Genomic DNA, 25731 nt, shown 5'->3' with positions numbered 1-25731 from the left:
GGACCGTCGGATGGGGATTTTGGGGAGATATTCAGGGCGAATTCTAGGCTCGAATGTTCATAACTTTTTTTGGTTCATCCGGCAGATAGGGGTGTTTGGTTGAAAAAGTTGGACATGCTGGTCTGATCAGGGGTTGTGTCTTACGCAATTCCTGAAGGAAGAACTCAGCATGTCCAGTTGTCTGTTGTACCACGCACTCGGCGTGCGGGGCTATCGATATTTGTCCACACGGTTTGAGCAGGGGGAGATGATCGTGAGCATCGAACTCCCCCGGGAGAAGCTGCGATGCCCGGCCTGCGGGCACGGGCGTGTCCACGTCATCGAGCGGTTTCCGCGCATGTGGAGGACCGTCTCCATCGGTCTGAGGCCGGTCTTCATTGAAATGGATGTTCCCAAGGTGCAGTGCCAACGCTGTTCGCTCAGACGACGGGTGGAAGTCACGTTCGCTCAGGTCAAGCGGCGTCACACCCGAAGCTTTCAGCGATACGTCATGGAACTGCTCACGTTCATGACGCCGCAGGATGTTGGTCGACATCTGGGGATCTCCTGGGACCTGGCCAACGACATTCAAAAGCAGCGACTACGAAAGCACTTCTCCAAACCGAGGCTCAAGCACCTCAAGCGAATTGCCATTGATGAAATCCATGTCGGAAAGAAGCACCGCTTCATCACGCTGGTGCTGGACCTGGAGAGTGGAGCGGTGGTTTTCGTCGGCAAGGGAAAAGGAGCTGATGCTCTCAAGCCATTCTGGAAACGGCTGACATCCTCTCGTGCCCAGGTGCAGGCGGTGGCCACCGACATGTCGCCCGCGTACATCAGTGCGGTGCTGGAGAACCTGCCAGATGCGTCTTTGGTGTTTGATCGATTTCACATCATGAAGCTGCTGAATGAGAAGCTGACGCAACTGCGTCGGGAGCTGTTTCATGAAGCGGAAGGCCCATTGGGAAGACAGGTGCTCAAAGGGACCCGCTGGCTGCTCTTGAAGAACCCGGAGAGCCTGGATCATTCAAAAGGAGAGCACCTTCGGCTGAAGGAAGCCTTGCAGCTCAACCAACCGCTGGCGATTGCCTACTACTTGAAGGATGAGCTGCGGATGTTCTGGGAGCAGGAGACCTGGGGTGATGCAATGGAGTTCCTGGAAGACTGGTGCAGGCGAGCCCAGACCTCGGGCATTCGCATCCTGCAGCAGTTCGCCCGGACGTTACAGGGACACCGCAGTGGGCTGTTGGCCTGGTATCATCACCCGATTTCGACCGGTCCGCTGGAAGGGGTGAACAACAAGATCAAGCTGCTGCAGCGGCGAGCCTATGGCTACCGCAACCTGGAACTGTTCCAGCTCCGCATCCTGTCCCTGCATACCACCCGCTTCGAGATCGTCGGTTAACGACAACACCCCTATCTCCCGGATGAACCCTTTTTTTGTACGCATCAAATATTGTTGACTTCTTCTTGTATATTATCGATAATCGACAACGTGGTGACTTCTACTTGGGATTTGGCGGATCGCCCACGCTTCCCCATCTCTGGAAAGCGGCATTCGGACTTAGTGATCGGCAGACAACATGGCGACACTCTTTGCCCCGCAATCCAGCGATTCCGAGATTGGATTACTGAAGAAATCAGACATCCTCAGTCAGATTCTGTTCTCGATCTTCCGGGGCGACCTCCCGACGGGGACACGATTGAAGGTGCAGCATCTGGCTGCCCACTTCGGGGTCAGCTGTACGCCCGTTCGGGAAGCGATTGTCGAACTGGCGGGGCTGGGAGTCGTCGAGCTGTATCCGAACCGGGGAGCGGTGGTGGCACCGTTTGGGGCCGCAGAGGTTCGTGAGATCTATCTGGTCCGAAGTCTTCTTGAGGTGGAGTCGGTCCGGCGGGCCTGCGTTGCCGAAAATCTGGACGAGCTGCAGCGGGTCGCTGACGAGACGGATTTCCTGATCTCGGCGCCGCGAACGAAAGAATGGGTCGATGTCTGCGTCAAAAATGACAGAGCGGCCCATCAGGCCATTTCGAAGGCGGCCGGTGTTCTGCGTCTGCAGGCGGAACTGACGCGCTACGACCGCATGATGCATGTGGTTCGAGTCCTTGTGAAGGATGTCTCCGAGACCCCCGAGGGGATTCTGCTGGAACACCAGCAGTTTCTACAGGCCATTCTGAAGCGAGATCCGGAGACTGCCGGGCGGGCTATGGCCCGGCATTTGAGTGTTGCGTGTGAGAGAGCTGTCAGTGGCTTATTTGCAGGCGTCTGAGCGTTGCACAAAACATACTGATTCTTGATTTATCATCTGTTTCGTTGCTGGTCTTTCCTGTCTTGCATCCTCGTGCCTGGGAACTCTTCCAGGGCGGAGGAAGCTGTTCTAAACATCGGGAGCGTGAGATGGTTTCTAATCGCCGGGGATTTACATTAATCGAGTTGCTGGTGGTCATTGCGATTATTGCAGTCTTGATTGCATTGTTGCTTCCGGCGGTTCAGCAGGCACGGGAAGCCGCCCGCAGGAGTCAATGTAAAAACAATCTGAAGCAGCTGGGGCTGGCGATCCACAATTATTCCGATACCCACAATCGCATGCCTCCAGGCATGCTTTACCGGGTCGGGGCAGCCAGCGGAGAAGGAAAACGGACTCCCTTCATGCTGTTTGTGCTCCCTTTATTGAGCAGGCGGCGATCTACAATAAATATGACCACAATCGCTCATGGAATAATCAGCTGACTTTCGACGTGCTGCTCGCTCGAATCCCCACCTGGTACTGCCCGACCGACAAAGAGTCCATCATGATGTACGGGACGACTTCGTACGGTCCTCGCGGAAATTATGGGGTCAACTGGGGGTCAGGAACCTGGAGTGACATCAATGGAGACGGTGACTACGACGTGCGCGACACCAGGAGCTCCCTCATCGGTACTGGAAGTAATTTTCCTCCATTTCGAAACGCTTTCGGCGCTCGTTTAGCTGATTTCACCGATGGAACAAGCAACACATTGTTGATGATGGAAATGGTGAAAGCCGCCACAAGTGCTACCAGCACGGAAGGGGAAGTTGATTTCCGCGGGTGGACCTGGAATGACGAGCCCAATACCTATTGCATCAGCACAAAGCTCAGCCCAAATTCGACTGCACAAGACGTCGTGTACTATGGAGCGGCCCATGACGCCAAAGGAAATCTCCCAGCTGTGAAAGGCGAATGGTATGATAACACATTGGCTGCCCGAAGCCTGCATACCGGCGGCGTTCACTCACTTCTCGGAGACGGTTCAGTTCGCTTTGTTTCCAATAATATCCATCTGGATACGTGGCGAGGGCTCAGTTCGATGAACGGGGGGGAAGTGCTTGGGGAGTGGTGATGGGTAACGGATGCAGCCTCGAGCATCGGCGTACCTGATCGACTTACCACTACTTAACCAGAGTTACAATGAAATGCGCTATCGCCACTTCAGTGTCGTTGTGTTCGTTCTGAGCACCCTGTTCTTGGCAGGGTGCTCAGGAGGAGACGGTTTAAACCGCGTCGAAGTGCGTGGGAAAGTCACCCTCGATGGCGAGCCGCTCAAAGACGGTTCGATTACATTCTTCCCACGGGGTGATGGGCCGGTCGTGGGCACCCGGATCGAAAATGGTGACTATCATTTTCCGCTGAATACCGGACCGGTTCCAGGGGAGTATCGCGTCGAGATCAATGCCTCGGCTCCCAACGGAAAGAAGATCACCGATTTCGGCGGCAAGCTCGTGGATGAATATGCCAGCATCATTCCCACGAAATACAACCGAAAGTCGACATTGACTGTGAATCTGCAGCCAGCTGCTTCCGGTGGTCACGATTTTCAATTAACGAGTGATCCAGACAAGAAAAAGTGAGGCTGCCAGGCATCTGCCTCTGCAGATCACTCGAATTGCGGAACCAGAGGCCACGAAGAGATGCTCTGTGAACTATGAAAGTTGCGTTCGACCTGATGACTGACCGTGACAAGGCTGTGCTTTCAGCCCTGACTATGGCGATTTGCCTGGGGATATCCGGTGTCGCGAACAGTGAAGACGCCCGAGGCTTCAGTTTCCCCGAGCCTGTTTCAGTCGTTCTCGAATCCACCTGCACTGGCTGTCACAGCGAGGAGAACGCTGAAGGGGGACTCAACATCGGCGGGATCTCTACGGATCTTGCTGACGCTGGAGTCCGTGCGAGATGGGTCAAGATTTTTGACCGGGTCCGGACCGGAGAGATGCCGCCGGATGCGGACGACTTACCGAAGGATCAACGCGAACTATTCGTCACCTCGCTGCGCGGACCTCTTCTCGAAGCGGATCTTGCAGACGTTGCGGATCACGGTCGCGGGCCGATGCGTCGGCTGAATCGGGATGAGTATCAGCAGAACCTGCGGGACGTCCTCCAGCTTCCGCTGCTTGACATTCGGGACATGCTTCCGCAGGACCGTGAGGCCTTTCACTTCAACAAGTCCACGGAAGTTCTCGACCTCTCGCGCGTGCAGTTGACCGCCTATTTGAACGCTGCCGAAGAAGCATTGCATCAGGCGGTCGCTGTGGCGGTGCAGCCTCCGGTTCCAGCGAAATACCGGGCGGTGGGACGCAACCTGTTTGCCGAGACCTGGACCTTCGGCAATCGCGAGGCGATGTTTTTCGCCCGGGATTCGAAGGGACTGAGCGATGAACAGTTAAAAGAGCTGCGCGATGACGAGACCGTGGAACTGGCGATCTTCCGTTCCGCTCACTGGCCGTACTACGGGTACCCCGTCGGGTTCGTGGCTCAGAAAGCTGGTGAATATCGAGTCCGGTTCACCGGTCGCGCGGTCGTGCAGCTCCCGGGATTCATCCTCCAGCCGGCAACCCGGCCTGTTCCGATGACGTTCCGCGCCCGGAAGCCTTCCGGGCCTGACGTCTCCGGCGATGTCCGTGCGACCGGCGGACTGATTGATCTTCAGCCTGAGGTTGCCACTTACGAGACGACCGTCCTCCTGAAAGTCGGAGAGACGATCGAATACAGTCTGCTCGGTCTCCCTGTTCCGCTCGCCCGTAACGTGAACGGAGGAGAACCGACCTACCGGTATCCTCCGTTTCCAAAGGACGGGCAGCCGGGGGGAGCGTTTCAGCTCTTGGAAATCGAAGGGCCATTGACACCCGCCGAGTGGCCGCCCGCCTCGCATCGCGTTCTCTTTGACGAGCTCCCGATTGGGCCCGGTTCGGGATCGGATGGACTGGCTGTGGAGGTGATTTCAGAGAACCCTGCTGCCGACGCATCCCGGCTGCTGCGGCGATTCATCGCACAAGCGGCTCGCGCCCCTGTTCCCGAGGACTCCATTCAGAAGTTCGAGCAGCTCGTCCTCTCGCAGCTGGATCGGGGTGAGAGTTTGACTCAAGCCCTTTTGACAGGGTATCAGGCGTTCCTGTGTTCCAGCCATATGCTTTATCTGCAGGAGCCTGTCGGACAGGAAGATCAGTTTGCAATTGCGAACCGCCTGTCTCATTTCCTCGCGAATACCCGCCCGGATCCTCAACTGATGCAGCTGGCCCGGGAACATCGGCTCCGCGAGTGCGACACCCTGTGCGCGGAGGCCGATCGACTCATCGGATCTCCGGAATTCGAGCGGTTCATTCACAGCTTCACCGACTACTGGCTGAATCTGCGTCATCTCCAGCGAGATGAGCCGAATGTGCAACTCCATCCGGAATACCGCTTCGACAATTATCTGGTCGAGTCTATGGAACGGGAGACGCAGGCGTTTTTCACCGCGATGTTCCGTGAGAACCTTCCGGCGAACGTGCTGATTGATTCCGATTTCACGTTTGTGAACGATCGACTGACCCGGCACTACGGATTTCCTGACGTTGACGGCTCTGCCATGCGGAAGGTGACGATCCCGGATGGGAGTCCGTATGGCGGACTGCTGACTCAGGCAGCGATATTAAAAGTGACAGCCAATGGAACGACCACCTCGCCCGTGGTGCGAGGGGCGTGGATTATGGATCGTCTGATCGGTCAGCCACCTCCGCCACCCCCGGCGAAGGTCCCCGCGGTCGAACCTGATATCCGGGGAGCCAAGACCATCCGCGGCCTTCTGTCGCTTCATACGAAGTCTGCTGCCTGTGCCGGATGTCATGCGAAGTTCGACCCGGTGGGATTGGCCCTGGAAAACTTCGACATCCTCGGAGCGTGGCAGACCCGGTATCGCGGACTCGGAGAAGGTGAGCAGGTGACCGGCATCGACCGCGCCGGACATGATTTTGCTTATGTCTTGACCGCTCCTGTCGAAGCCGGCGGGAAGCTGCTCAGTGGCGAACAATTTTCGGACATCCACGAATTGAAGAAGTTGTTCCTGGCAGATCACCGTCCGCTGGCGCGGAATCTCCTCCAGCAGTTCACGGTGTATTCCACAGGAACTCCTGTTCGGTTCTCCGATCGTGATGAGATCGAACGGATTCTCGATGACTGTGCCCCGAACGATTATCGCGTCGGGGATCTTCTACGCGGGCTGATCACCAGCAGAATCTTCCTGGGACAACCAGGTTGCCAGGCGAAGAAGGATGATTGACATGAACACCCATCGACCTGCCCGCGTGGCTGGTTTCCCTCGCCGCTCTTTTCTGAAAGGGATGGGGGTGAGTCTGGCTCTCCCCTGGCTGGAATCGCTGAATCGACGTTCGGGGGCAGGGGACATCGCTGCCGATCATCCTCCCACACGCATGTTGCTGATCTCCAATAACCTGGGGATTCTCTCCGATGAGTTCTTTCCTCGAGGTGCTGGACGGGAGATGGAGCTTTCCCCGTACCTGCAGGAGCTTGCCGATTTTCGTGATGACTTCACGGTGTTCAGCGGCCTCTCTCACCCGGATGTCGATGGCGGACACAGTACCGAGAACTGCTTCTTGACCGCGGCACGCGGGCCGACTCACAGTGGCTTTCGCAACACGATTTCTCTGGACCAGTATGCTGCTGAAGCACTCGGCCCGGTCACTCGCTTCTCGACGATCAATCTCGGGGTGAACATCGATAAGGCAAACCGCAGCCTTTCCTGGACGCGGGACGGTTCGCTGCTGCCGGCTGAAGACAGTGCCCCCGCGTTGTTCCGCAAGATGTTTCTGCAAGGGAATCCGGAGGAGACGGGACGACAGCTCAAACGACTCGAGCAGCGGGCCAGCATCCTCGACGCCATCCGGGATGATGCCCGGGTGCTCAACGGAAGAATCGGGCGGGACGATCGATCCCGGCTGGATCAGTATTTCACCGCCATTCGGGAAGTTGAAGATCGACTGCAGTCAGCAGGGGACTGGGAGAAGCGGCCCAAGCCCGTCACGGAACTCCCCGTTCCCGACGAGTGTCATGAGCAGCGACTCTTCTTTAAAAAGTTCGATCTGATGCTTCGCATGGCCCGGCTGGCGCTGGAGTCCGACTCGACCCGGATTGTCACTCTCATGGTCGATGCCTTCGCGACTCCCGCGTTCGAACTTGATGAGAAGACCACCACCACGGATGGCTATCACAACCTCAGCCATCACGGAAAACTGGAGGAGAAGGTGGCGCAGCTCCGCAAAGCGGACTATCTGCAGATGAAACTCCTTCGCGGACTGCTGCAGTCACTGGCAGAAAACACTCAAGGCCCCGGCCGCCTGCTGGATCACACGATGGTTCTCTACGGGAGCAACATGGGGGACGCGAATACTCACGACAACACGAATCTTCCCAGCCTGCTGGCGGGGGGTGGATTTCAGCACGGCCAGCATCTCACCTTCCGCAGCGACCACAATACTCCGCTGAGCAATCTGTTCGTGTCGATGCTGCAGCGGATGGAAATCGAAACAGACCAGTTTGGATCCAGTACAGGGTCTCTCACGGGCCTGGAAGCGTGAAAAGCTTCACCCGTCACTAAATAGGACCTCCACGTCCTCGGAGTGAGTTTTAAGCGGCTTTGGCGAAGGAGTGTCGCATGTCGAGGTAGTGATTATTATTCACCTCGAACCATTCGTACGCCTGGTCAATCAGTTCTTCCAAGGTCTGGCAGCGGTGGTTTCTCGTGATCGTCTCGTGCAGGTGCCACCAGACTCGTTCAATGGGATTCGACTGCGGAGCATACTTGGGAAGAAAATGGACTTCGATCCGGTGACTCCATTTCTGCAGATAGGCTTTCACCGCTTTCGAGTCATGAAATTTGGCGTTGTCACAGATGACATGGATCTTCCGGAAGCTCCTGAGTCGGAAACGCAGGTCGTCCAGATGGGCCAGGAACTGGACCGTGTTTCGTCGCCAGCAGGGACGACTCACCAGCAGTGTTCCCGTCCCCCAGATCAGCGAGCCTGCCACATGGCACTTCTGATTGTTCCCCGGCGTGACCACCTCGGCCTGCTGACCTTTCTTCATCCACATGCTGCCAATCTTGGGGTTCAAATTCAGGTCCACTTCATCCTGAAAGACGGCGACTTCGTTGTGGGAAAGATTCTTCAGAAGATGTTGGATTGCCTGAAATTTCTCAGCGTGCTGGGGATCAACCGGGCCGACCACTGGACGGGGGCGACGCCAGACCAAGCCCAGCCGATGCAGTCCCCGGCGGATCGTTTCTCCGCTCAATCGCAGGCCGGTTTCAAACGCCAGCAGGTGAGCGAGCGTTTCACAGGACCAGCGGGAGCGGAAATATCCAAAATCCCGGGGAGTGGACTGAGTGACCCACCGCAGGACCTGTGTCATCCAGACTGGAAAGGAACGCTGCGGAGACGGTTTTTGCAGAACAGCAGCGACTCCCCCTTGCGTGAACAATTTCAACGTGGTCGAAATCAGGTCGAAGCTGCAAAACAGCACGGTTTTGATCTGCTGCCAGGTCAGGCCTTGGGCCCGGAGCAGAACAATATGAGCCCGTCGAGAAGTGGAGAGATCGGCTCCAGAGCGATAGGCCTGCAAAAGCATCTTGCGTTCCTGAGCTGTGAGCTGGATACTGCCATCCATGGCTTGACTCCTCGAAAGGGAAGTGGTGGTACACCTCCCCAACGTAGACCAAGCCTGTTTTTGTTCCTACACCAATCGAAAACGACGCTCCGGAAACGATGTGGAGCTATTTAGAGCGGTTTTGCCAATAATCTATTCCGTTCCGCAGGCGATCATATGGACTTTCATGCGGTGAAAATCCTGAATCGCCTGCACATGATAGACCAAACTGGTCTAAATCGAACAGGCCCCGTGAGAGTTCAGAGATGCTGACCTCTGAAGGATCTCACGGGGCGAGTTTCAGATCGGATATTCCGCGAAGCTCATCTTACCAGATGTACTGCAGACCTCCGCTGCCGACGTTGAAGACCTGATAATCGTTCATCTGGATGTCGTAGTTCGCGAAGACTGAGAACTGGCTGGTGGCCTGCCAGCTCAGTCCCCCCCCAAGAACAGCCCAGTCACGACCGAAGTTCAGCCCCTGAGTCGCGAAGCTCGGCCCGCCGACACCGGTGAAGGTGGTGTTCAGACTCGTTTCCGGATCCAGGAATTCGTGCAGCCACATGGCCCGGGTTGTCGGAGTCCACACTCCTCCACGACGTCCAGTCACGTTTGTGAACAGTGAAGTTCCGAGCACGCCGCGCAGTGCATTGGCGTCGATGCGATCGACCGACAGGTTCATCACCCCAGCACCGGACTCGTTGAAGGCATCCTGACCGACGTAGATGTAATTCAGAGCAGCAAACGGTTGCAGAACGACTTCTCCATTGCGGAACCGCAGTCCCTGTTCAAGCCAGGTATTCGCCTGCCACCCCTGGTAATTGGCAGTCGCTTTCGACCCCAGTCCGCCGGCGGTGATGTGACGTGTCGAATCGTACTCGCTGAACCCGATGGCACCGGTGAGCATCGTGTAGGTCCAGTCCAGATCGCGAATCCCGTAGGCTCCAAACTGTCCTCCGTTTGAAAAGACAGACTGACCGCGGCTGGGAGTCTTCAGATCGAGATACGAGTAGGAGCCGAAGAGACCGACAGTGTGGATCGAGTCGAGGCTTCGGTCCAGGCCGAACAGGGTCCCGCCAATCCCATAGCGAGCAGCCCCGGCATTGCCGTCACTGTCGGCGGTACCGCCGAGTCCGTAACCGCTGATCCAGCCACGAGTCTGATCCGCGGTGAGGCGATCCATATAGTCGATCAGATAGATCGACTTCCCGGCGTTTGTGTGCTTCACCACAGAGATGTTGGCCTGATTCGTTCCTCGTTGAATCGCCGGCTGAGCATTGGCAGCAAAGCCATTCACGGTCTGTTGATCACCAAGGATGTTCTGCCGGAGCATCAGTTGCAGCATCAGTGCATTCTGAACCTGAATCTGCGCGACGCTGCCGTAGATTTCGCCGGTCATCTGGCTTAACGCCATCTGCAGATCTTCTTCCGTCATCTGCTCGAGCTGTGCAATCAGGGCGCTCAGTTCCTCACTGGGAGATTCGCTGTGAAAATCGAGGTAGTTAGCGATGTTCAGCTGATTGAAGTTCGTGGCAAACTTCGCGAAGTCAGATTCAGCGGACTTGAGCGTGAAGTAGGCCAGACCGCCATCGTATCCCAGGACCGCGTTGAAGAAGGCGAGGTTGTCGGTGATGCCGTCGAATTCGCCGTCGAGACCTCCGTCCGCATAGAAGAAGTCGAAACGCATCCCGTTGGTGTATCCCTCTCCGCTGGTCGCAACGACGTCCACCATTCCACTGAGATTGGCTTTTCCCTTGGTGATGTTGACGAAGTCGTTGTTCACCCCCGCCACGGGAGTGGACGAGCCATCGTTAATCTCAATCTGCAGTGTTCCGGAAGCATACTGAGTGTACGATCCATTGAGCGTCATCGTCCCGATGCCGTTTCCGGGACTGACCAGTCCGTAGTTGACAATACTGCCAAGCGTTGCCGAGCCGGACAGCTGCGAGCCTGTTGCCACCTCCGCCCGACTAGCTCCATAAGTTCCGTTGACCACCAGATGTCCGTCGACAACGTTCAACGTTCCGGTGTGTGTCCCCGTGCCTTCCAGTGTCAACAGGCCTTTGCCTGTGATGTCCAACGTGCCGCTGCCGGACAGAGTGCCGTCCCAGATGGAATCGAAGCCGTTGGTGTCAAAGATTCCGTTGTTCGCTTCGACGATCACGTCCCGGCTGGTTTCGAGGTCGTCCAGAATCAGCAGCTTTCCTCCGTCGAACGTGATCCCGCCAGAGGGATTCCCAAGATTCCCATCTTTGCTGATCGACAGCGTTCCGCCTTGAAGCTTGGTTCCACCGGAGTAGGTGTTGGTTTTCGTGAGTTCGAGATCGCCTTTACCCGCTTTGGTGAAAACGCCTGTGCCGCTGATCACTCCACCATAAGTTCCGTCTTTGTCATCATCGATCATCAGGTTCGCGTTGTTGGTGAACGCGTGGTCGTTGAAAGCCGCAATTGAACCGATCAGCGTTCCTTCCGAAACGGTCACGGAGAGCTTTGCGTCGAGAGCCGAGTCCTTTGTCAAAGTCAGACTTCCCGTGCCATCCTTGATCAGGATTCCGTTGTAAACGACGGCGATGTCCCCATCGAAGGTCGCATCTTCATCGGTCCCTACGGTCACTTCCGCGCCAAGGTCGACCTGCAGAGTTCCCGTGCCTGTCAGGTTTCCCACTGACGCAGTATTGAAGCTGTAGATGGTCAGCAGGCCGTTCTCGTTGATATGAACATCGTTCTGCTGGGTCAGGGACTTCCCGCCCATGGCGGTAACAGCGGTATTTTCACCAACTTCAATCCCTCCGGTGAACTCACTGTTATCGCCGTATAGCCACAGGGAAGACGCCGAGTCCTCCTGCCCGCGTTCGAAAGTCAACTTCCCTTGTCCCGAGAGGTTCCCATAGAGAACTAACAGGCTCTCTTCTTCTGGAGGTCCATTCTGGACCACCGTGAGGTCCTGGTTGAGCGCGATTCCGTTGTAGACATTTTGCTTCTCGGAGCCGCCATTGAACTGCAAATTCCCTCCATCAGCCTGAATCGTTCCTGTCCCGAAGCCTGCATTCTCTCCGGTGCGAGCGAGAGTTCCGGCCTTCAGATGAGTGTCACCAACATAATCCAGGGCACCGGTGAGAGTGAGCGTCCCCTCGCCGTCCTTGGTGAGGCCACCGGGTCCGGAAAACTCTCCGGTAAAGGTGGAGTCGAACCCGTTGGTGTCGATCGTGCCGCCGCCGGCATTGAGATTCATGGTGCGGGCCGACGAGAGGGCGGCATCGGTCCGAAGTGTTCCCCCGTTGAAGGTGAACCCTGAGGAACTGTCTCCCAGATTGTTGTCATCCGTGATGGCGATAGTCCCTGCATTGGCCGTCGTTCCCCCCGAATAAGTGTTGACGCCCGTCAGCTCCAGGGTCCCGCCATCGCTGTTTTTGACAGCCCCTTTTCCGGAGATGATGCCGTTGATCGTCAACGTTCCATCACCGGCCTTGTTGAGCGTGGCACCGGTGTGGATGTCGTCGTCATAGGTCACGGTATCAGGAGCATCGACCTTGAGATTGATGTTCGTGTCGCTCATGAAAAAGAAGCCGGCCCCGAAAGTCTCTCCATTCGCCCCGTTCGTGGCGGCAGAGCCTTCTCCGTAACCTTGCCCTCCAGTTCCGGCATGCACGGAACTCTCAGAGACATTCGAATTCACGACCGTGAGCGTTCCCCCCTGACGCACGAAGATCGCACCCCCGTAGCCGCCACCCCCGTCCCCACCCCCGGCGCCGGGGCCGGTCGCGCCAGAGATGCCGTTGGTGCCTCCGCCATTTCCTCCGCCGAACGATGCCATTCCCCCCATCGCGCTTCCGCTCGATCCGTCTGCGCTCGCGCCTCCTCCGCCACCGCCAAAGCCTGCAAAGCCTCCATTCGTTCGACCAACAGCCCCGCCGCCTCCCCCGCCAAAATCACCCCCATTACCACCGTTACCGCCGCCACCGCCGAACTCGCGGGCATTTCCACCGGCCCCATGTCCACCTGGCGAATTACCCTCGGCTCCTCCACCTCCACCACCGTACAACCCGGAATCTCCACCGGTGGTAAAGTCTCCCTTTCCTCCGGGGTCACTTGGGGATCCACCGGCGCCCCCGCCCCCATAAGACATCACGACGGGAGCGCCCGATCCGCCGCCCTCGGCACCTGCAGCTCCGGCCGTCGTTCCGGAACTATTCCCTCCAGCCCCCAGGCCCGCTCCTCCACCCCCACCCTCGTCCCCATTTCCTCCCTGAGCGAAGCTCCCTCCTCCGCCTCCCCCCAGAGATCCTTGCCCGCCGTCTCCGTAGACACCTCCCCCGCCGCCCCCACCACCCGACACGGCATTTCCGCCGCTCCCGAGATATCCACCGCCTCCACCTCCCCCGGTTGCATTAGCTCCAACGGAATCACCGCCTGCCCCTCCGAGACCGCCTCCGCCCCCTCCTCCCTTAGCACCATCGCCGGATCCTGCATTGCCCCCATTCCCTCCCACAGCGGAGCTGTTGACAATTTCGACGTTCCGTAACGTGACATTTGCGGACTGATCCACGAAGACCGCACCCCCTGCTCCCAGGCCGCCCCCTCCCCCGGCCAGTCCCGATCCTCCGTCACCACCTTGAGCACTGCCGTTGGCGATTGTGACGTCCTTGATCTCCACTTCCCCCTGATACACAAAGAAGGGACGAGAACCTGACGCGCCATCGATTTTCAAAGAGGCTGCGCCGGAGCCTGCGATTGAGAGCGAGCCCCCCTTCTTATCAATGACCGGGAGACTCTTGGACAAAGTGATGTGCGCGACATCCGCAGCGAATTGAATCGAATCCGATTGAGAAGGATTCGCATTTGCCTGATTGATGGCCCAGCGAAGGGTCCCTTCATCTTCCGTGTCGGCTTCGCTGGTGACGGTGTACTCAGCGGCGTAAAGTGATGGCCAGAGAGGGATTCCATTGAATCCCAAGCTCAATCCCAGCAGCGAAGCTGCCGCGTTACGTAGAGCAGATCGTTTCCAAAGCAAACCGAAAAACTTGCCCGTCTTCATGACTCGGCCTTTCATCTCGCATCCTGCGAGGCAGTGGAGGTCTAGGAAAATATCCCACCCAGTTAGTCGGTAGAAAGACATCCCTTTCCATAAAATGTGTGCTGCAATTTAGCAGCAGTTCGACAGGTAAACCGGTTGAGATCGGTGCGTTCGTTGAGACCGGGAAATCCCCTACATCCTGCACCATCGGCCCGCTCACTGATCCCCTTGCAGTACGCTGCGGACAGGAACGGGCGAGACGAATTCGCATCTGTAGACGCATTTTGAGAGATACGCCCCGCCTTCCGAATCATCGCCAGCGGGGCAATGAAACGACGGATGTTTACGGTGGGGAGGACTGATGCACTTCCTGACCGCTGGTGCCTCCCCATGTTCAGGAATCGATCTGCCGGACATTGTGTGAGGGCGTCGATCCTCTTGATCTGTTCAAACCATCTCGTCAACGGGACAAAGTACAGCGAAATGCGAAACAACTGTGTCGTCAGGTGCAGAAGACGCTCGAGATGGCAGTAAAGTCGCATGCCGCAATTTGACACTGCGAATCACATTGGCCGTAAAGCGTCCCACGATTCTTCATTTCAGGACGGAGTCAATGAGCAGATAGGATTTTTGACGCATCTCGGGCGGGAAGTCGTGACCTGCATCGGGATGCTCGATCATCAGGTTTTCGGGAACACCATATAAGTTGAAGATCGGCCTGGCTGCCTGGGCGATCCGATCAACGCTGTCCGCACGGAAATTGCTGTCATTGACGGGTGCCACGATCAAGACCGAGCGTGGTGCCAATGCTGCGATGATTTCATGGTAATCAAAAGGGATGTCCTGCAACCGGCCGCGATAAGCACCAAGTCGAGGGACGTACCTGGTCTGGGTCCATCCTCGTTCCGGCAACCAGACGTTGGGATCTCCTCGGTAGTAGTCAATCAACGCATCCAGACCACAACAGGAGACAACTGCTTTCAAACGGTTGTCATACAAGGCTGTGAAGACGGAATTATGCCCCCCGAGCGAATGTCCGACCGTGGCATACTGTCCCGATTTCACATACGGCAGGGAATCCAGAAGATCCAGTCCGCGCTGATTGTCCCAAGCGGCTTTGAGTAACCCGCTGGCCCATCCGAGCTTTTTCAGATCGGGATGGTATTCGGCCAACAGGGGATAGTTAGGAGCGAGGACCACATATCCGCGCTCAGCGAGTTCTTTGCCATACCAGAGGTTCGGATTCCCGCCGAGCCCGACAATTTCGCGCGGCCCGAGAGAACTGGTCTGATGCAGGCACAGCACAGCCGGACACTTTGACGATTTCTCTTGAAGCGCTCCCTTGGGGATCAGGAGAAACGCGGGGACACGGCAATCGGGCTCTGACTGGTAGGTGATTCTCTGCTGAAGATACGTTCCTGCGTCCACCTCTTCTTCGACGCGAACCTCCAGCGGACAGCCTCTTTCGGGACCGGGCATTTTTCCGAGGATGGCCTGCAGCCCTTGAAGAGCCTCAAGACGCCGCTGCTGCCAATCGTCAATGGTCTGAACAGGCTGAACATTTCCCTGAGGATCATGAAAGAGAAGCTGGTTCTCTCGGGGAAGCCTCCGCACAGGAAGTTCTTCCGTGGCGATCGTTGCCGGTCCTTCGGCAGTTGGATCATCACAGAGGCCGGAAGAACCAATGACCGCCACCAGCAGTGCGATGAGAAGCGGATAGGACGGGGAACCTTCGAATGCCCGGCATGAAAGACCCTTGCTTCTTCGCGTTTGCTGGTGGGATGACGACATGTTCATTCAACGTGATGTTCGGAAGAAAAATCATTATAAGCCAGACATTCATTCTCGTCTTCCGCAGCGAAAGAAGATTGAACAAGCTGCGCATTATTTTGAAAGGATTGCGCATGTCGTCGAAATCAAGATAACTCGAGAATTGTCCAGAATGAGCTTGGAGCGCTCTCATTCAGGAAGAGTCAGACAGGATCCCCGACATTTGACCTCTCGAGAGAATTGCCGGCAAAACTTGGAACGAACTTCACCGTGCAAACTGTTCCATCTATCCCAGAAATTGTGACGTTCAGCGGTTTAGATTCGCTTCCTTGCCTCCTCCGATCAAAGGAGTACACATCTCGTCAGCAACCAATCCTCGATCTCCGCGTTTGGCGAGAGTTTTAAGAAGAAGTGGGGTGATCAACAATGTCCCATCCGTGAAGCGGTTCGCACGATAACGAGATCGTTTCTTTGCATTCGATCAGCTACTTTCAGCAATTCTGTCATCGAATACAAATCATCCGATAACATCGACACCTGATTCCATCAGGCGGATTTCCTGCCGAAAGACAAGAAAAGCGGCAGGGGCCGGATTGGCCAAGGTGAATTGTCCGCGCCGGTCTTTAGCGCGGCCCCGGGCATCGGTTAGAAACCGAAAAAGATGCAGTCATCGTCGGTGAGCCCCTCGCCGGTCCCAAAAATTGCGAGATCCTCCTTCATCGGCTCCATGCGCAAGTTTTTATAAAAAATGCGCGAATCCTTCAAGAATCCGTTGCACCTGTCTTATAGCATCGTCCCTCAAAAAGACATTAGTCCTTCGGTATTGATATCGACGCTGAGATTTGTTGTTGGAAAACGATCGAATGAAGTTCAAATCACTCCTCATTCTGGCATGTCTCTGCGGTTTGAGCATCGTCACATCTGCAGATGCAGCTGACTGGCGAGCTGGAACGGCTCGTGCCAGGATCACGCCACCGATGCCGATGCCGATGGCCGGTTATGCCGGCCGCGGCATGAAACATGCCGACGGCGCTTTAACCGATTTGTGGGCCAAAGTGCTGGTTCTGGAGGATGCACAAGGACACCAGGCGGCGTTGATCACACTGGACCTTGTGGGGATCGACCGCACACTTTCGCTTAAGATTTGCGATGAAATTCAAAGCGAACAGCACTGGGATCGAAGCCAGATTGCGATTTGCTGCTCTCACACGCACACCGGCCCCGTGGTAGATGGCAACCTCAGGCCAATGCAGCAATTTCTTTTCGATGCAGAAAATCAAAATCTGGTCAAAGAGTACGCCGTGTTCTTGCGAGCGGCGATCGTAGGTGCGGTCGCCGAAGCGGTATCAGAGCTGAAGCCAGCCGAAGTAAAATGGGGCAGCGGGCAGGCGACATTTGCGGTGAACCGCCGCACCAATAAAGAGGACGATGTGGTTTCACTTCGAATGGAAGGGAAGCTGCAAGGCCCCAGCGACCACGATGTGCCGGTCCTGGTTGTGCGGAAGGAGGGAAAAATTGAGGCGATCGTGTTTGGGTATGCCTGCCACAACACAGTCCTGTCAATCATGCAATGGTCTGGCGATTACGCCGGATTCGCTCAGTTGAGCCTGGAGGAGACCTACCCCGGTTGTCAGGCGATGTTCTGGGCGGGTTGTGGTGGAGATCAGAACCCTCTTCCCCGCCGCACCATTGACCTGGCAAAAAGCTATGGCGCGGAACTGGCAAACGCCGTTCAACGAGTCGTCGACGTTGAGATGGAGTCCGTCAGCCCGATATTGAAGACGCATTACAAGGAAGTGGATCTGCCGTTGGCCGCACTTCCTACAAATGAGCGACTTGAAGAAGACGCAAAATCAACGAATCAGTATGTCGCGGCCTGTGCCAAAATGCTGTTGGAACAAATCGGCAGCGGTCACCCTCTCCATCCGTCTTACCCCTATCCTGTTGAAGTCTGGAAGCTGGGGAACGAAGTGTCGTTTGTCTTTCTGGGGGGAGAAGTCGTCGTCGATTACGCGATTCGCCTCAAAGAGAATTCCGGCATCGCAGCCGTGCCGACAAGCATCTGGTGCGCGAGCTACAGCAACGACGTCATGGCATACATTCCTTCCAGACGAGTTCTGCTTGAAGGGGGGTACGAAGCGGGAGGAGCAATGGTTTATTACGGACAGCCGAGCATCTGGGCTCCTGAGGTTGAAGAAATCATTGTGAAATCTACTCTCGATCTCGCAACTCAATGACTCCTGAGCCGGACCGTTTCAACTTCACATTGCCATTCCTACGTTTGCTATTGATGAAGGAGCAATTGAGAAGTGGGGTGAGAGATGACTGGCCAGCGAGCATCCGCAGCACGGGTTTGTGACGAGTCGACATGAAGACAAGGTTGCGGGCAACGCGCGGCCTGCGGAATGGGTGAGCCTCTATCGGCCGCTTCGAGTTATGATGGAAAATTATTCTGCGGAACTCTGCCTTCTGGACGTGTCCTTTCGCTTGAGGCCGGCAAAAGCGTGACACATGACCATGAGCTCCCTGCCGGTTGGCAGCCCGTTGCAGCGACGCGAAACGGCGCATCCCTGCAACTCTTTGTGAACGGTGAAAAGGTCGGCCAGTCCACGGAACTTCAACGTGACCAGTTCGATCTCACCAACAATCTCCCGCTCAAGATCGGAAGCGGCCGGCATGACGACTTCAACGGAAGACTCCGGGATGTCCGCCTCTACAGCCGGGCGTTGACTGCACAGGAGCTGAAGGACCTCGCCGACGAGGCCCATCGCTAGGAAGTACGGACATTCAGTCTGGCGTGAAATGGCGATTTCCTTGAGACTGGCGAGATCTCAGCAGTGTGAAAGCCCATCCAGTCTCGTCGACCGGACGACTCAAACCGTCGGAAAAAAAGAAGACGCCCACCCGCGGCGCTGCCTGGGACGCAGCCGAGGAGGACTGACGACAAAACTGCACACGGCTGTGAGCGGATGCGGGCAACTTCTGAATCTGATTCTGACAGCAGGTCAGCGGGGCGATGCTCCTCAGGCGAAGGTGCTGCTGGAGCAGATTGTTCCGGGTACCGTGGGGCACGTGGTGGCCGACGCCGCGTATGACAGTCACGCGATCCGGGAGCAATCCCGACAGTTGAAAGCCCAAGTCTGCTCGTCCCAACCCGACCCGTCAGCGAAAGACGCGTTATGACAAACAGCGTTACAAACACCGCAACGTGATTGAACGTTTCTTCTGCCGGATCAAGCGATGCTGGAGAGTGGCCACACGTTACGAGAAAAAAGCCTGCAATTTTGCAGGCTTCATCTGGTTCTCAGCCTTCATCACCGGCTCTTTTTGAATGTCCGTACTCCCTCGTGCAGTTTGCACTCCGGTGATTCGGAAGACGTTCTGCATGAAAGCCCCATTGTTCGCCTGCGGCTGAGTGAACTTCACAAGTGACTCAGTCACTGTTCGCGGTGTGCGAAATTCACGGCCCTTAACCCGAACATGCATCAGCGGAGTCTTATCAGTTTTGACAAACCATTTGTCACTTCTGGCATGTCGGAATGGGACTCTGGTTTAGAAAATCATCCTTGTCGCAGTCAGTTTTCAAACTGGAGACTCCAGCGCCGGCTGGTCTCCAGTCAGCGAGCGATTCATCAAGGACAATCTCATGAGTACCCGCGGACAGGTTGGCGTCATTGGACTGGGGCTCATGGGGACTGCCATTTCCGAACGGTTGCTCGAGCAGGGATTCGACGTCCGGGTCTGGAACCGGACGCGGGAAAAAGCCAAGCCGCTCATTGATCAGGGAGCTGTCTGGAGCGAAGAACCGGGACGTGACTGCGACCGCGTGGTCATCAGCCTGTACTCCAGCAACGTTGTCCACGAAGTCATCAACGGAATTGAACCGACGCTGCGGGATGGGCAATGCTTCGTCGACACGACGACCGGAGTTCCCGAGCAAAGCGTGATGATGGAACGTTGGCTTGCCGACCGTGGAGTCCGCTATCTCGATGCGCCCATCTCCGGGTCCAGCCAACAGACGCGGATGGGGCACGCGACCGTCATTGTGGGGGGCGAACGGCAGGCGTTCGAGGAGTGCGCCGACCTGTGGCCTGTCCTGGGAAAGCGTGTCTTTCATGTCGGGAGTTGCGGGAACGCAGCCAAGCTCAAACTCGTAACCAACCTGGTGCTGGGACTGAACCGGGCCGCACTGGCAGAAGGACTGGTCTTCGCCGATGCCATCGGGGTGGAACCGGGAATTGCGCTCGAAGTCCTGAAGAACAGTGCAGCGAACTCCAAGGTGCTCGAAGCCAAAGGGAGAAAAATGGTCGAAAAGGATTTCAGTGTTCAGGCCCGGCTGTCTCAGCATCTGAAGGACGTCAACCTGATGCTCGATGCAGCGCAGGATCATCACATCAACCTGCCCATGTCGCGGACACACCACAGATTACTGGAAGCGGCTGTTGAAGCTGGACTCGGCGAACTGGACAACAGCGCAATCATCGATGTCCTTTGGCAGTGCGCACAAGAGCCTGGATAGCGACCGCCTCCTGAGTCCCGTGAAAACCTGACCTGTTGAATCTCCGCCCCGACAACGACACCTGTTCCGGATCACGATGGAATGGACTTTTTGAAAGAGGCGTGCTGATGGCCTTGGCTCCGCTTTCCGTGTCCGCGCGAACGACCGTGCTGACGGCAGCATTTCTAGGTCTGTTATTCGATGGCATGGAACTGGGGCTGATGCCGCTGGCCTCGCTGTCTGTTTCACAGGGTCTTCTCGGAGAAGCCTACACGCCAACTCTGGGAGGGGACTGGTTTGCACGATTCACCGCAGCACTGATGCTGGGAGCAGCGATGGGCGGACTGTTGATGGGCAACCTTGGCGATCGAATTGGCCGGACCCGTGCCATGGGGATCAGCATTCTTTTCTACTCGGTTTTTTCCGCGATCGGATCGTCTGTGCAGACGCAGGAGCAGATGCTGCTGCTGAGATTTCTGGTCGGACTGGGAGTCGGCGGGATGTGGCCCAACGGAATTGCATTGGTCTCGGAGTGCTGGCCGAACGCCTCCCGGCCCACCGTCTCAGGGGTCATGAGCGCCGGACTGAACGTCGGGATTCTCGCTCTTTCACAACTGGCTCATTTCTGGCCGGTGACTCCCCAATCCTGGAAGTGGCTGTTTCAACTTTCCGGTCTTCCGGCACTGCTGGGAGTTTTGATCCTGCTGTTTGTTCCCGAATCGCCTCGCTGGCTGGCATCACGCAGACAGATCGAACAGAAGGAAACGCCCCGCCTGTCGGAACTGTTTGGTCCGGACCTCCGTCGAATCACGCTGACGGCCATCCTGATCAGTTCCATTCCGATGGTCGGTGCGTGGGCCGCCAGCAAATGGATGATCCCATGGGCTGATAAAGTCGCCGGAGATTCACATGCAGGATACAAAGCGATCACGCAGGGATGGTGGGCTCTGGGGGCAGTCCTGGGAAGCTTTCTGGGAGCACAGCTTGCCAGCTGGATGGGACGGCGATGGAGTTACGGCTTCATCAGCCTGGGAGCGTTTGCATTCACCGTGCTGCTGTTCCAGGGGACTGCTCCGCTGACCAGGTCGTTCCATCCCATCGTCTTTCTGCAGGGGTTTGTCGCGACCTTGTATTTCGGCTGGCTGGCGGTGTATCTGCCCGAGATCTTTCCGACACGGCTGCGTGCGACGGGAAGCGGTCTGGCATTCAATTCCGGACGGTTTGCGACCGCTGCGGGTGTGCTGGGAGTGGGGATGCTCTTCGCCTGGATGGGCGGAGACTATCCCAGAGTCGGCACGCTGTGCGCATCGATCTACGGACTGGGACTGATTGCCGTCTGGCTGATCCCCAGAACGTCGAGTGAGATTTCCAATGACTCTCCCGCTCCACGTGTCGCCACGGATCGTCTCCATTCCCAGGAACTGAGTGGAGTATCGAAGTGAAGATTCTGCTGGCCCGGCCTCTGCTGCAAAAAGATGTGAACATGCAACTGACTCGGATTATGAATAGTTCGCTGCTTTGCAGACTCACGTTCTGCATGGCACTGCTGTGCACCCTCCCCGCAGCTGCCCAGTTCGAAGATCGCACTGCCGATCCTGATCTTCTTCCGTCGGTTCCGCCGGGATTCAAGATCACGATGTTCGCCCGCGAACCGCTGATTCGGCAGCCCTGTTCCATGGCGTTTGATACCCACGGACGCCTGTTCATCGGGATGGGACCGCAGTACCGCAACCCGACCCCCGAAACACCCGGCGATTCTGTCGTGCTGGTGACGGATCAAGACGGGGACGGAATCGCGGAGACGACGAAGACTTTTGCCACCGGATTCAATGCGATTCAAGGATTGGCATGGCATGGGAAAGACCTGTGGGTCGCCAACGCTCCGGACTTCACGATTGTGCGGGATCTGGACGGCGACGATGAGGCCGACGAATACGTGCTGGTTTACACCGATCTGGGAAATCTCGAGCATGGACTCCATGGCCTCAACTGGGCTCCGGACGGAAAGCTTTACATGAGTAAAGGGAATTCGAAAGGGTTGACGCTTCCGGACTGGGTCGCCCCCAAACCTTTCCGTGACCTGTGGGGAGTCAGCGCGCCTCCCGGCACTCCCGACATTCCACTTCCCAAAACCTTCAGCGCAAAAACATATCGTCGGGCCTACCACGATCCGGTGGATGACTGGGGAGTCTGTGGCGGAATTCTAAGATGCGATGACGGCGGGGCGAACCTGGAAGTGGTCTCGCGCGGGCTTCGCAATCCCTGGGACATCACGTTCGACAGCGGTTTCCAGATGCTGGGAACCGACAACGACCAGACGCAGGGAGATCGCGTCTTCATGCCATTCGAAGGTGCGGATTTTGGGTGGAACCATCCCTGGAGCGCGCATTGGTCCCATCAGTTCAACGCGCCGACAGCGCCGGTGAGCGGGCCGCTGTTTGAAGGTTCAGGAACAGGCATTGTCTATGGGCGATCGAAGGCGTTCCCCCCGGAATATCGAAATCTGTTCTTCATCAACGACTGGCTGCGAAAAACGACGTTCGTCTGGCGCCCCCATTGGGACGGGGGAATGATGCGTCCAGAAAAGGGGGACTGGCAACCGTTCGTGGAGGGGGGAGCGTCTCTGTTCCGCCCCACCGATATGGAATTTGGACCGGATGGTGCCTTGTGGATTCTGGGATGGAGCCGCGGTTATGGGGCCGAGTACGAAAACGGGCAGATCATCAGCGAAGGCCGAATCTTTCGCGTCACCTGGGAAAATGGAACTCAGCAGGCAGTTCCCGCCCGTCCGGCTCATTCGGACCTCTCAGGCTGGTCGGTTGCCGAACTGATCAATGAACTGGATGAACTTCTGCCTGTCAGGGTCATCGATGCACAGGATGAACTCGTGCGTCGCGGACCGTCACTCGTCCCGGAACTCTTTGAAACGTTGAAGCAGGGGAGTTTCTCTCAACACCAGGAGACATGGACGGTTTGGGTTCTCGGTCGGCTGATGCCCTCAGCACGAGAGTCGATCACCAGAAATCTCCTCACGTTTCTAGAGCCAGCTTCCACATCAAGCCTGAATCTGAAACTGCAGGCGGTTCGAATTCTTGGCAGAGACCTGAAGTCGGATCCGTCCCGCCCCATTCCGGACGTCATCACTGAACAACTTCATAGCCCGGAACCCCGGTTGAGATCCGCAGCTGTGATTTCCCTGGCTCAGTCCGGTCGAGCGGATGCGGTCGCACTGCTGGTCGATCACCTCGGAACAGAAACCGATCCCGTCACCTACTACTCCGCGTGGCGAGGTCTTGTCACCCTGTCCAGTCCCGCACTGCTGAAATCGCTCCTGCATGATGACCGCGACCGCGTTCGAAGGGGAGCCCTGCTGGCGTTGCTGGAAACTCACGCACTGACTCGCCCGGAAGTGGCTTCACTGCAATCGGATCCTGCCGTTGACGTGCGGGAGATTGTCGAAAGCTGGCTTGAAAAATCTGCTGCCGACGTCGCCCCGATGCTCGCGGGAAAGCCGCTGTCCACCGCGAATACGACGGCCGGAGCGGTTCCATGTGCCTTGAATCTTCATGTGCGTGGGAACGAAGCGGGGTATCGAGTGGTGGCGGGTGGACTGGCTCCGGGAAGTCAAATTTACTGCGACCGCAATTACACGTTCACGCAGATACCCCAACCGCTGCTCGGCGCCGATTTCATCCAAACGTTCAATGAAGATGATGCGTCTTCCGGGGAAGATTTCCTGAGTTTCGATTCCCCGTTGCCGTTGCGGGTCTGGGTGGCGTTTGATCGTCGCCTCCCTTCCTTGCCGACCTGGGCACACAGCTTCACCCCCAGTTCACTGTCGATCGGGGCCGATCACTGGGAGTTCCAGCTGGTGACGCGGGAATTTCCTCCAGGCCGCATTGAACTCGGGGGAAATACCGACAACGCAGTCCCTGGCGGAAAGAGTCAGTACATCGTCGTTCTGGAACCGTTACCTTTATCGCAGCAGCTTCAACCTGCCACGATCGATTCGGCATTGAAGGATCTCGCAAATGCCGATCCCGCACGCGGAGAGATTCTCTTCAAGCACCGGGGAGGAGCGGGCTGCTTCAAATGTCACAGCCTGGACACAACTCGAAATGGCTTTGGCCCGAACCTCGCCGATCTCGGACGACGGGCCGATCCCAAACACATCGTGCAATCAATGATCGATCCCAGTGCGGTGATCACTGAGGGATTCACACTTCAGCAAATTGTCATGGACGATGGACGGATCTACTCGGGAGTGCTCCTGGAAGAAAGTGGACTGTTCGTCTCGCTGGGGCTGACAACCGGCGAAGCGGTCAAACTTCGCAAGCAGGAGATCGAGACTCGGCAATCTGCCCGCATCTCGGCCATGCCCTCACAGGCTCAATTGCTGACGTCTCAACAGATTGCCGATCTCACCGCTTTCCTCCTCACGCAAAAATCCGGACTCTCCGCTTCGACGTCCTCGTCGACGCCTGAGGGGTTTCGATTCGAACGGACCTCAGACCGGGTCCGCGTTCTGCTGGCAGATCAGGAAGTCGCGGAATACGTCTATGCGGATCCACGGATCCTGCGTCCGCATCTGGCCAATATTCGGACCGGGAATGGAACAAGAATCACGCGACCGAATCCGCCGGTTCCAGATGTCGACGCGATCGATCACGACACCATGCACCCCGGCATCTGGCTGGCCTTTGGAGATCTCAATGGTGAGGACTTCTGGAGAAATCAGGCCCGGATTCAGCACCTTCAGTTCATTGAAGAACCTCGAGACGTCAACGGGAATCTGACATGGACGACAGAAAGTCAGCTTCTGAGTTCCAGACAGCAACCACTCGGCCGCCTTCTGAACAGGCTGACATTCTCCCGCCGACCTCACGGGTGGCGTGCCATCTGGGACGCCAGCATTGTTGCTGACGGGGGCGAGATCAGGCTCGGGGATCAGGAGGAAATGGGTTTCGGAGTTCGTCTCTCGGGGCCGCTGACAGAACTTCAGGGGGGAACGCTGCTCGACAGCCGACAGAAACGGACTGCGGAGAACATCTGGGGAGAGCCAGCGGAGTGGTGCGATGCCTCAGAGGTGATGGAGGGGCGTCCCTATGGAATTGCCGTCATGTCCTCTCCTTCCAATTTCCGCCCGGCCTGGTGGCACGTCCGGAACTACGGGTTGATTGTCGCCAACCCGTTCGGACGGGCAGCCATGCAGCAAGGGGAACCCAGCAAGGTGACGGTCTCTCCTGGTAAAGCGTTGCGACTGGTGTTCGCTGTGGAAATCCATGAGGGGGGAGAGTTCGATGCGGCATCTGCCTGTCAGGATTTCATTCAGGACGTCGAACGGCAGTCAGCTTCCCCGCAGTGATAATCCACATCAGGCATCACTCACCACCACGAGAATTGAGACAGAAAGGTCTGACCCCGAACATATCAATTTTCACAAATCATTTAGCAGAAACACCATGTCTCCCCGAAGCGTACTTCAAATACAGTTGATGAATCCTGATGCGGCCTTCAAAGCAATTCTCCTGCCC

General features: G+C 56.9%; 15 protein-coding genes and 1 pseudogene. 13 read left to right on the top strand and 3 right to left on the bottom strand.

Features of this window, described 5'->3' with window-relative positions:
• The first annotated feature begins 169 nt into the window (after nt 1–169).
• The 7 genes and pseudogenes from SH661x_RS12830 (at nt 170) to SH661x_RS12800 (ending at nt 7849) form a co-directional block, all read left to right on the top strand.
• Nucleotides 170–1384: an ISL3 family transposase gene (locus SH661x_RS12830; RefSeq protein WP_437221971.1), complete on the top strand. Its 1215-nt coding sequence runs from the start codon at nt 170–172 to the stop codon at nt 1382–1384.
• Nucleotides 1385–1562: 178 nt separating this feature from the next.
• Complete coding sequence (locus SH661x_RS12825) at nt 1563–2249, top strand: GntR family transcriptional regulator (protein WP_437221969.1); 687 nt, start codon at nt 1563–1565, stop codon at nt 2247–2249.
• A gap of 128 nt (nt 2250–2377) precedes the next feature.
• Nucleotides 2378–3222: pseudogene (locus SH661x_RS12820) on the top strand (DUF1559 family PulG-like putative transporter); the annotation flags it as partial.
• The gene (locus SH661x_RS12815; protein WP_437231195.1) at nt 3199–3342 is read left to right on the top strand and encodes an H-X9-DG-CTERM domain-containing protein; all 144 of its coding nucleotides are present in this window, start codon (nt 3199–3201) and stop codon (nt 3340–3342) included. The pseudogene SH661x_RS12820 and the gene SH661x_RS12815, both read left to right, overlap by 24 nt.
• A 73-nt stretch (nt 3343–3415) precedes the next feature.
• Nucleotides 3416–3850 (top strand): hypothetical protein, encoded by a 435-nt coding sequence (locus SH661x_RS12810; protein ID WP_437221967.1) that lies wholly within the window; start codon nt 3416–3418, stop codon nt 3848–3850.
• Between the two features lie 74 nt (nt 3851–3924).
• Nucleotides 3925–6534, top strand: coding sequence for a DUF1592 domain-containing protein (locus SH661x_RS12805; RefSeq protein ID WP_437221964.1), 2610 nt, complete (start codon nt 3925–3927; stop codon nt 6532–6534).
• Nucleotide 6535: 1 nt separating this feature from the next.
• A complete protein-coding gene (locus SH661x_RS12800; protein WP_437221962.1) occupies nt 6536–7849 on the top strand; it encodes a DUF1552 domain-containing protein in 1314 nt (437 codons plus the stop codon).
• Between the two features lie 49 nt (nt 7850–7898).
• Here the strand turns inward: SH661x_RS12800 and SH661x_RS12795 are convergent, their stop codons facing one another.
• The 3 genes from SH661x_RS12795 to SH661x_RS12785 all read right to left on the bottom strand — a co-directional run bounded on the left by SH661x_RS12795 (nt 7899) and on the right by SH661x_RS12785 (nt 15720).
• Nucleotides 7899–8936, bottom strand: a complete 1038-nt coding sequence (locus SH661x_RS12795) for an IS630 family transposase (protein ID WP_437221960.1) — start codon at nt 8934–8936, stop codon at nt 7899–7901.
• A 307-nt stretch (nt 8937–9243) separates the two neighbouring features.
• Complete coding sequence (locus tag SH661x_RS12790) at nt 9244–13965, bottom strand: autotransporter domain-containing protein (RefSeq protein WP_437221958.1); 4722 nt, start codon at nt 13963–13965, stop codon at nt 9244–9246.
• Nucleotides 13966–14523: 558 nt separating this feature from the next.
• Nucleotides 14524–15720, bottom strand: coding sequence for an alpha/beta hydrolase family protein (locus SH661x_RS12785; protein WP_437221956.1), 1197 nt, complete (start codon nt 15718–15720; stop codon nt 14524–14526).
• An 842-nt stretch (nt 15721–16562) separates the two neighbouring features.
• On the opposite strand from SH661x_RS12785, the gene SH661x_RS12780 reads away from it, so the two are divergent.
• The 6 genes from SH661x_RS12780 (at nt 16563) to SH661x_RS12755 (ending at nt 25562) form a co-directional block, all read left to right on the top strand.
• Nucleotides 16563–17936 (top strand): neutral/alkaline non-lysosomal ceramidase N-terminal domain-containing protein, encoded by a 1374-nt coding sequence (locus SH661x_RS12780; protein ID WP_437221954.1) that lies wholly within the window; start codon nt 16563–16565, stop codon nt 17934–17936.
• 267 nt (nt 17937–18203) lie between these two features.
• A complete protein-coding gene (locus SH661x_RS12775) occupies nt 18204–18473 on the top strand; it encodes a LamG domain-containing protein (RefSeq protein ID WP_437221952.1) in 270 nt (89 codons plus the stop codon).
• 28 nt (nt 18474–18501) lie between these two features.
• Nucleotides 18502–18882 (top strand): transposase, encoded by a 381-nt coding sequence (locus SH661x_RS12770; RefSeq protein WP_437221950.1) that lies wholly within the window; start codon nt 18502–18504, stop codon nt 18880–18882.
• Between the two features lie 463 nt (nt 18883–19345).
• On the top strand, nt 19346–20218 hold the full coding sequence (locus SH661x_RS12765; protein ID WP_437221948.1) for an NAD(P)-dependent oxidoreductase: 873 nt from the start codon (nt 19346–19348) through the stop codon (nt 20216–20218).
• A gap of 107 nt (nt 20219–20325) precedes the next feature.
• Entirely contained in the window at nt 20326–21639 is a 1314-nt protein-coding gene (locus SH661x_RS12760) for an MFS transporter (protein WP_437221946.1), read from the top strand.
• Nucleotides 21636–25562 (top strand): PVC-type heme-binding CxxCH protein, encoded by a 3927-nt coding sequence (locus tag SH661x_RS12755; protein WP_437221944.1) that lies wholly within the window; start codon nt 21636–21638, stop codon nt 25560–25562. The genes SH661x_RS12760 and SH661x_RS12755 overlap by 4 nt, the downstream gene beginning before the upstream one ends.
• The last annotated feature ends 169 nt before the right edge of the window (nt 25563–25731 follow it).

Source organism: Planctomicrobium stercoris, from assembly GCF_051465655.1.
Taxonomy (GTDB): domain Bacteria; phylum Planctomycetota; class Planctomycetia; order Planctomycetales; family Planctomycetaceae; genus Planctomicrobium.
Note: the sequence above shows the minus strand (reverse complement) of the source record. Positions and strands in the feature narration are given on the sequence as shown.

Coding starts and splice junctions, on each gene's coding strand:
- SH661x_RS12830 (WP_437221971.1), top strand. CDS start 170: ATGTCCAGTTGTCTGTTGTACCACGCACTCGGCGTGCGGGGCTATCGA.
- SH661x_RS12825 (WP_437221969.1), top strand. CDS start 1,563: ATGGCGACACTCTTTGCCCCGCAATCCAGCGATTCCGAGATTGGATTA.
- SH661x_RS12810 (WP_437221967.1), top strand. CDS start 3,416: ATGCGCTATCGCCACTTCAGTGTCGTTGTGTTCGTTCTGAGCACCCTG.
- SH661x_RS12805 (WP_437221964.1), top strand. CDS start 3,925: ATGAAAGTTGCGTTCGACCTGATGACTGACCGTGACAAGGCTGTGCTT.
- SH661x_RS12800 (WP_437221962.1), top strand. CDS start 6,536: ATGAACACCCATCGACCTGCCCGCGTGGCTGGTTTCCCTCGCCGCTCT.
- SH661x_RS12795 (WP_437221960.1), bottom strand. CDS start 8,936: ATGGATGGCAGTATCCAGCTCACAGCTCAGGAACGCAAGATGCTTTTG.
- SH661x_RS12790 (WP_437221958.1), bottom strand. CDS start 13,965: ATGAAAGGCCGAGTCATGAAGACGGGCAAGTTTTTCGGTTTGCTTTGG.
- SH661x_RS12785 (WP_437221956.1), bottom strand. CDS start 15,720: ATGTCGTCATCCCACCAGCAAACGCGAAGAAGCAAGGGTCTTTCATGC.
- SH661x_RS12780 (WP_437221954.1), top strand. CDS start 16,563: ATGAAGTTCAAATCACTCCTCATTCTGGCATGTCTCTGCGGTTTGAGC.
- SH661x_RS12770 (WP_437221950.1), top strand. CDS start 18,502: ATGGCGATTTCCTTGAGACTGGCGAGATCTCAGCAGTGTGAAAGCCCA.
- SH661x_RS12765 (WP_437221948.1), top strand. CDS start 19,346: ATGAGTACCCGCGGACAGGTTGGCGTCATTGGACTGGGGCTCATGGGG.
- SH661x_RS12760 (WP_437221946.1), top strand. CDS start 20,326: ATGGCCTTGGCTCCGCTTTCCGTGTCCGCGCGAACGACCGTGCTGACG.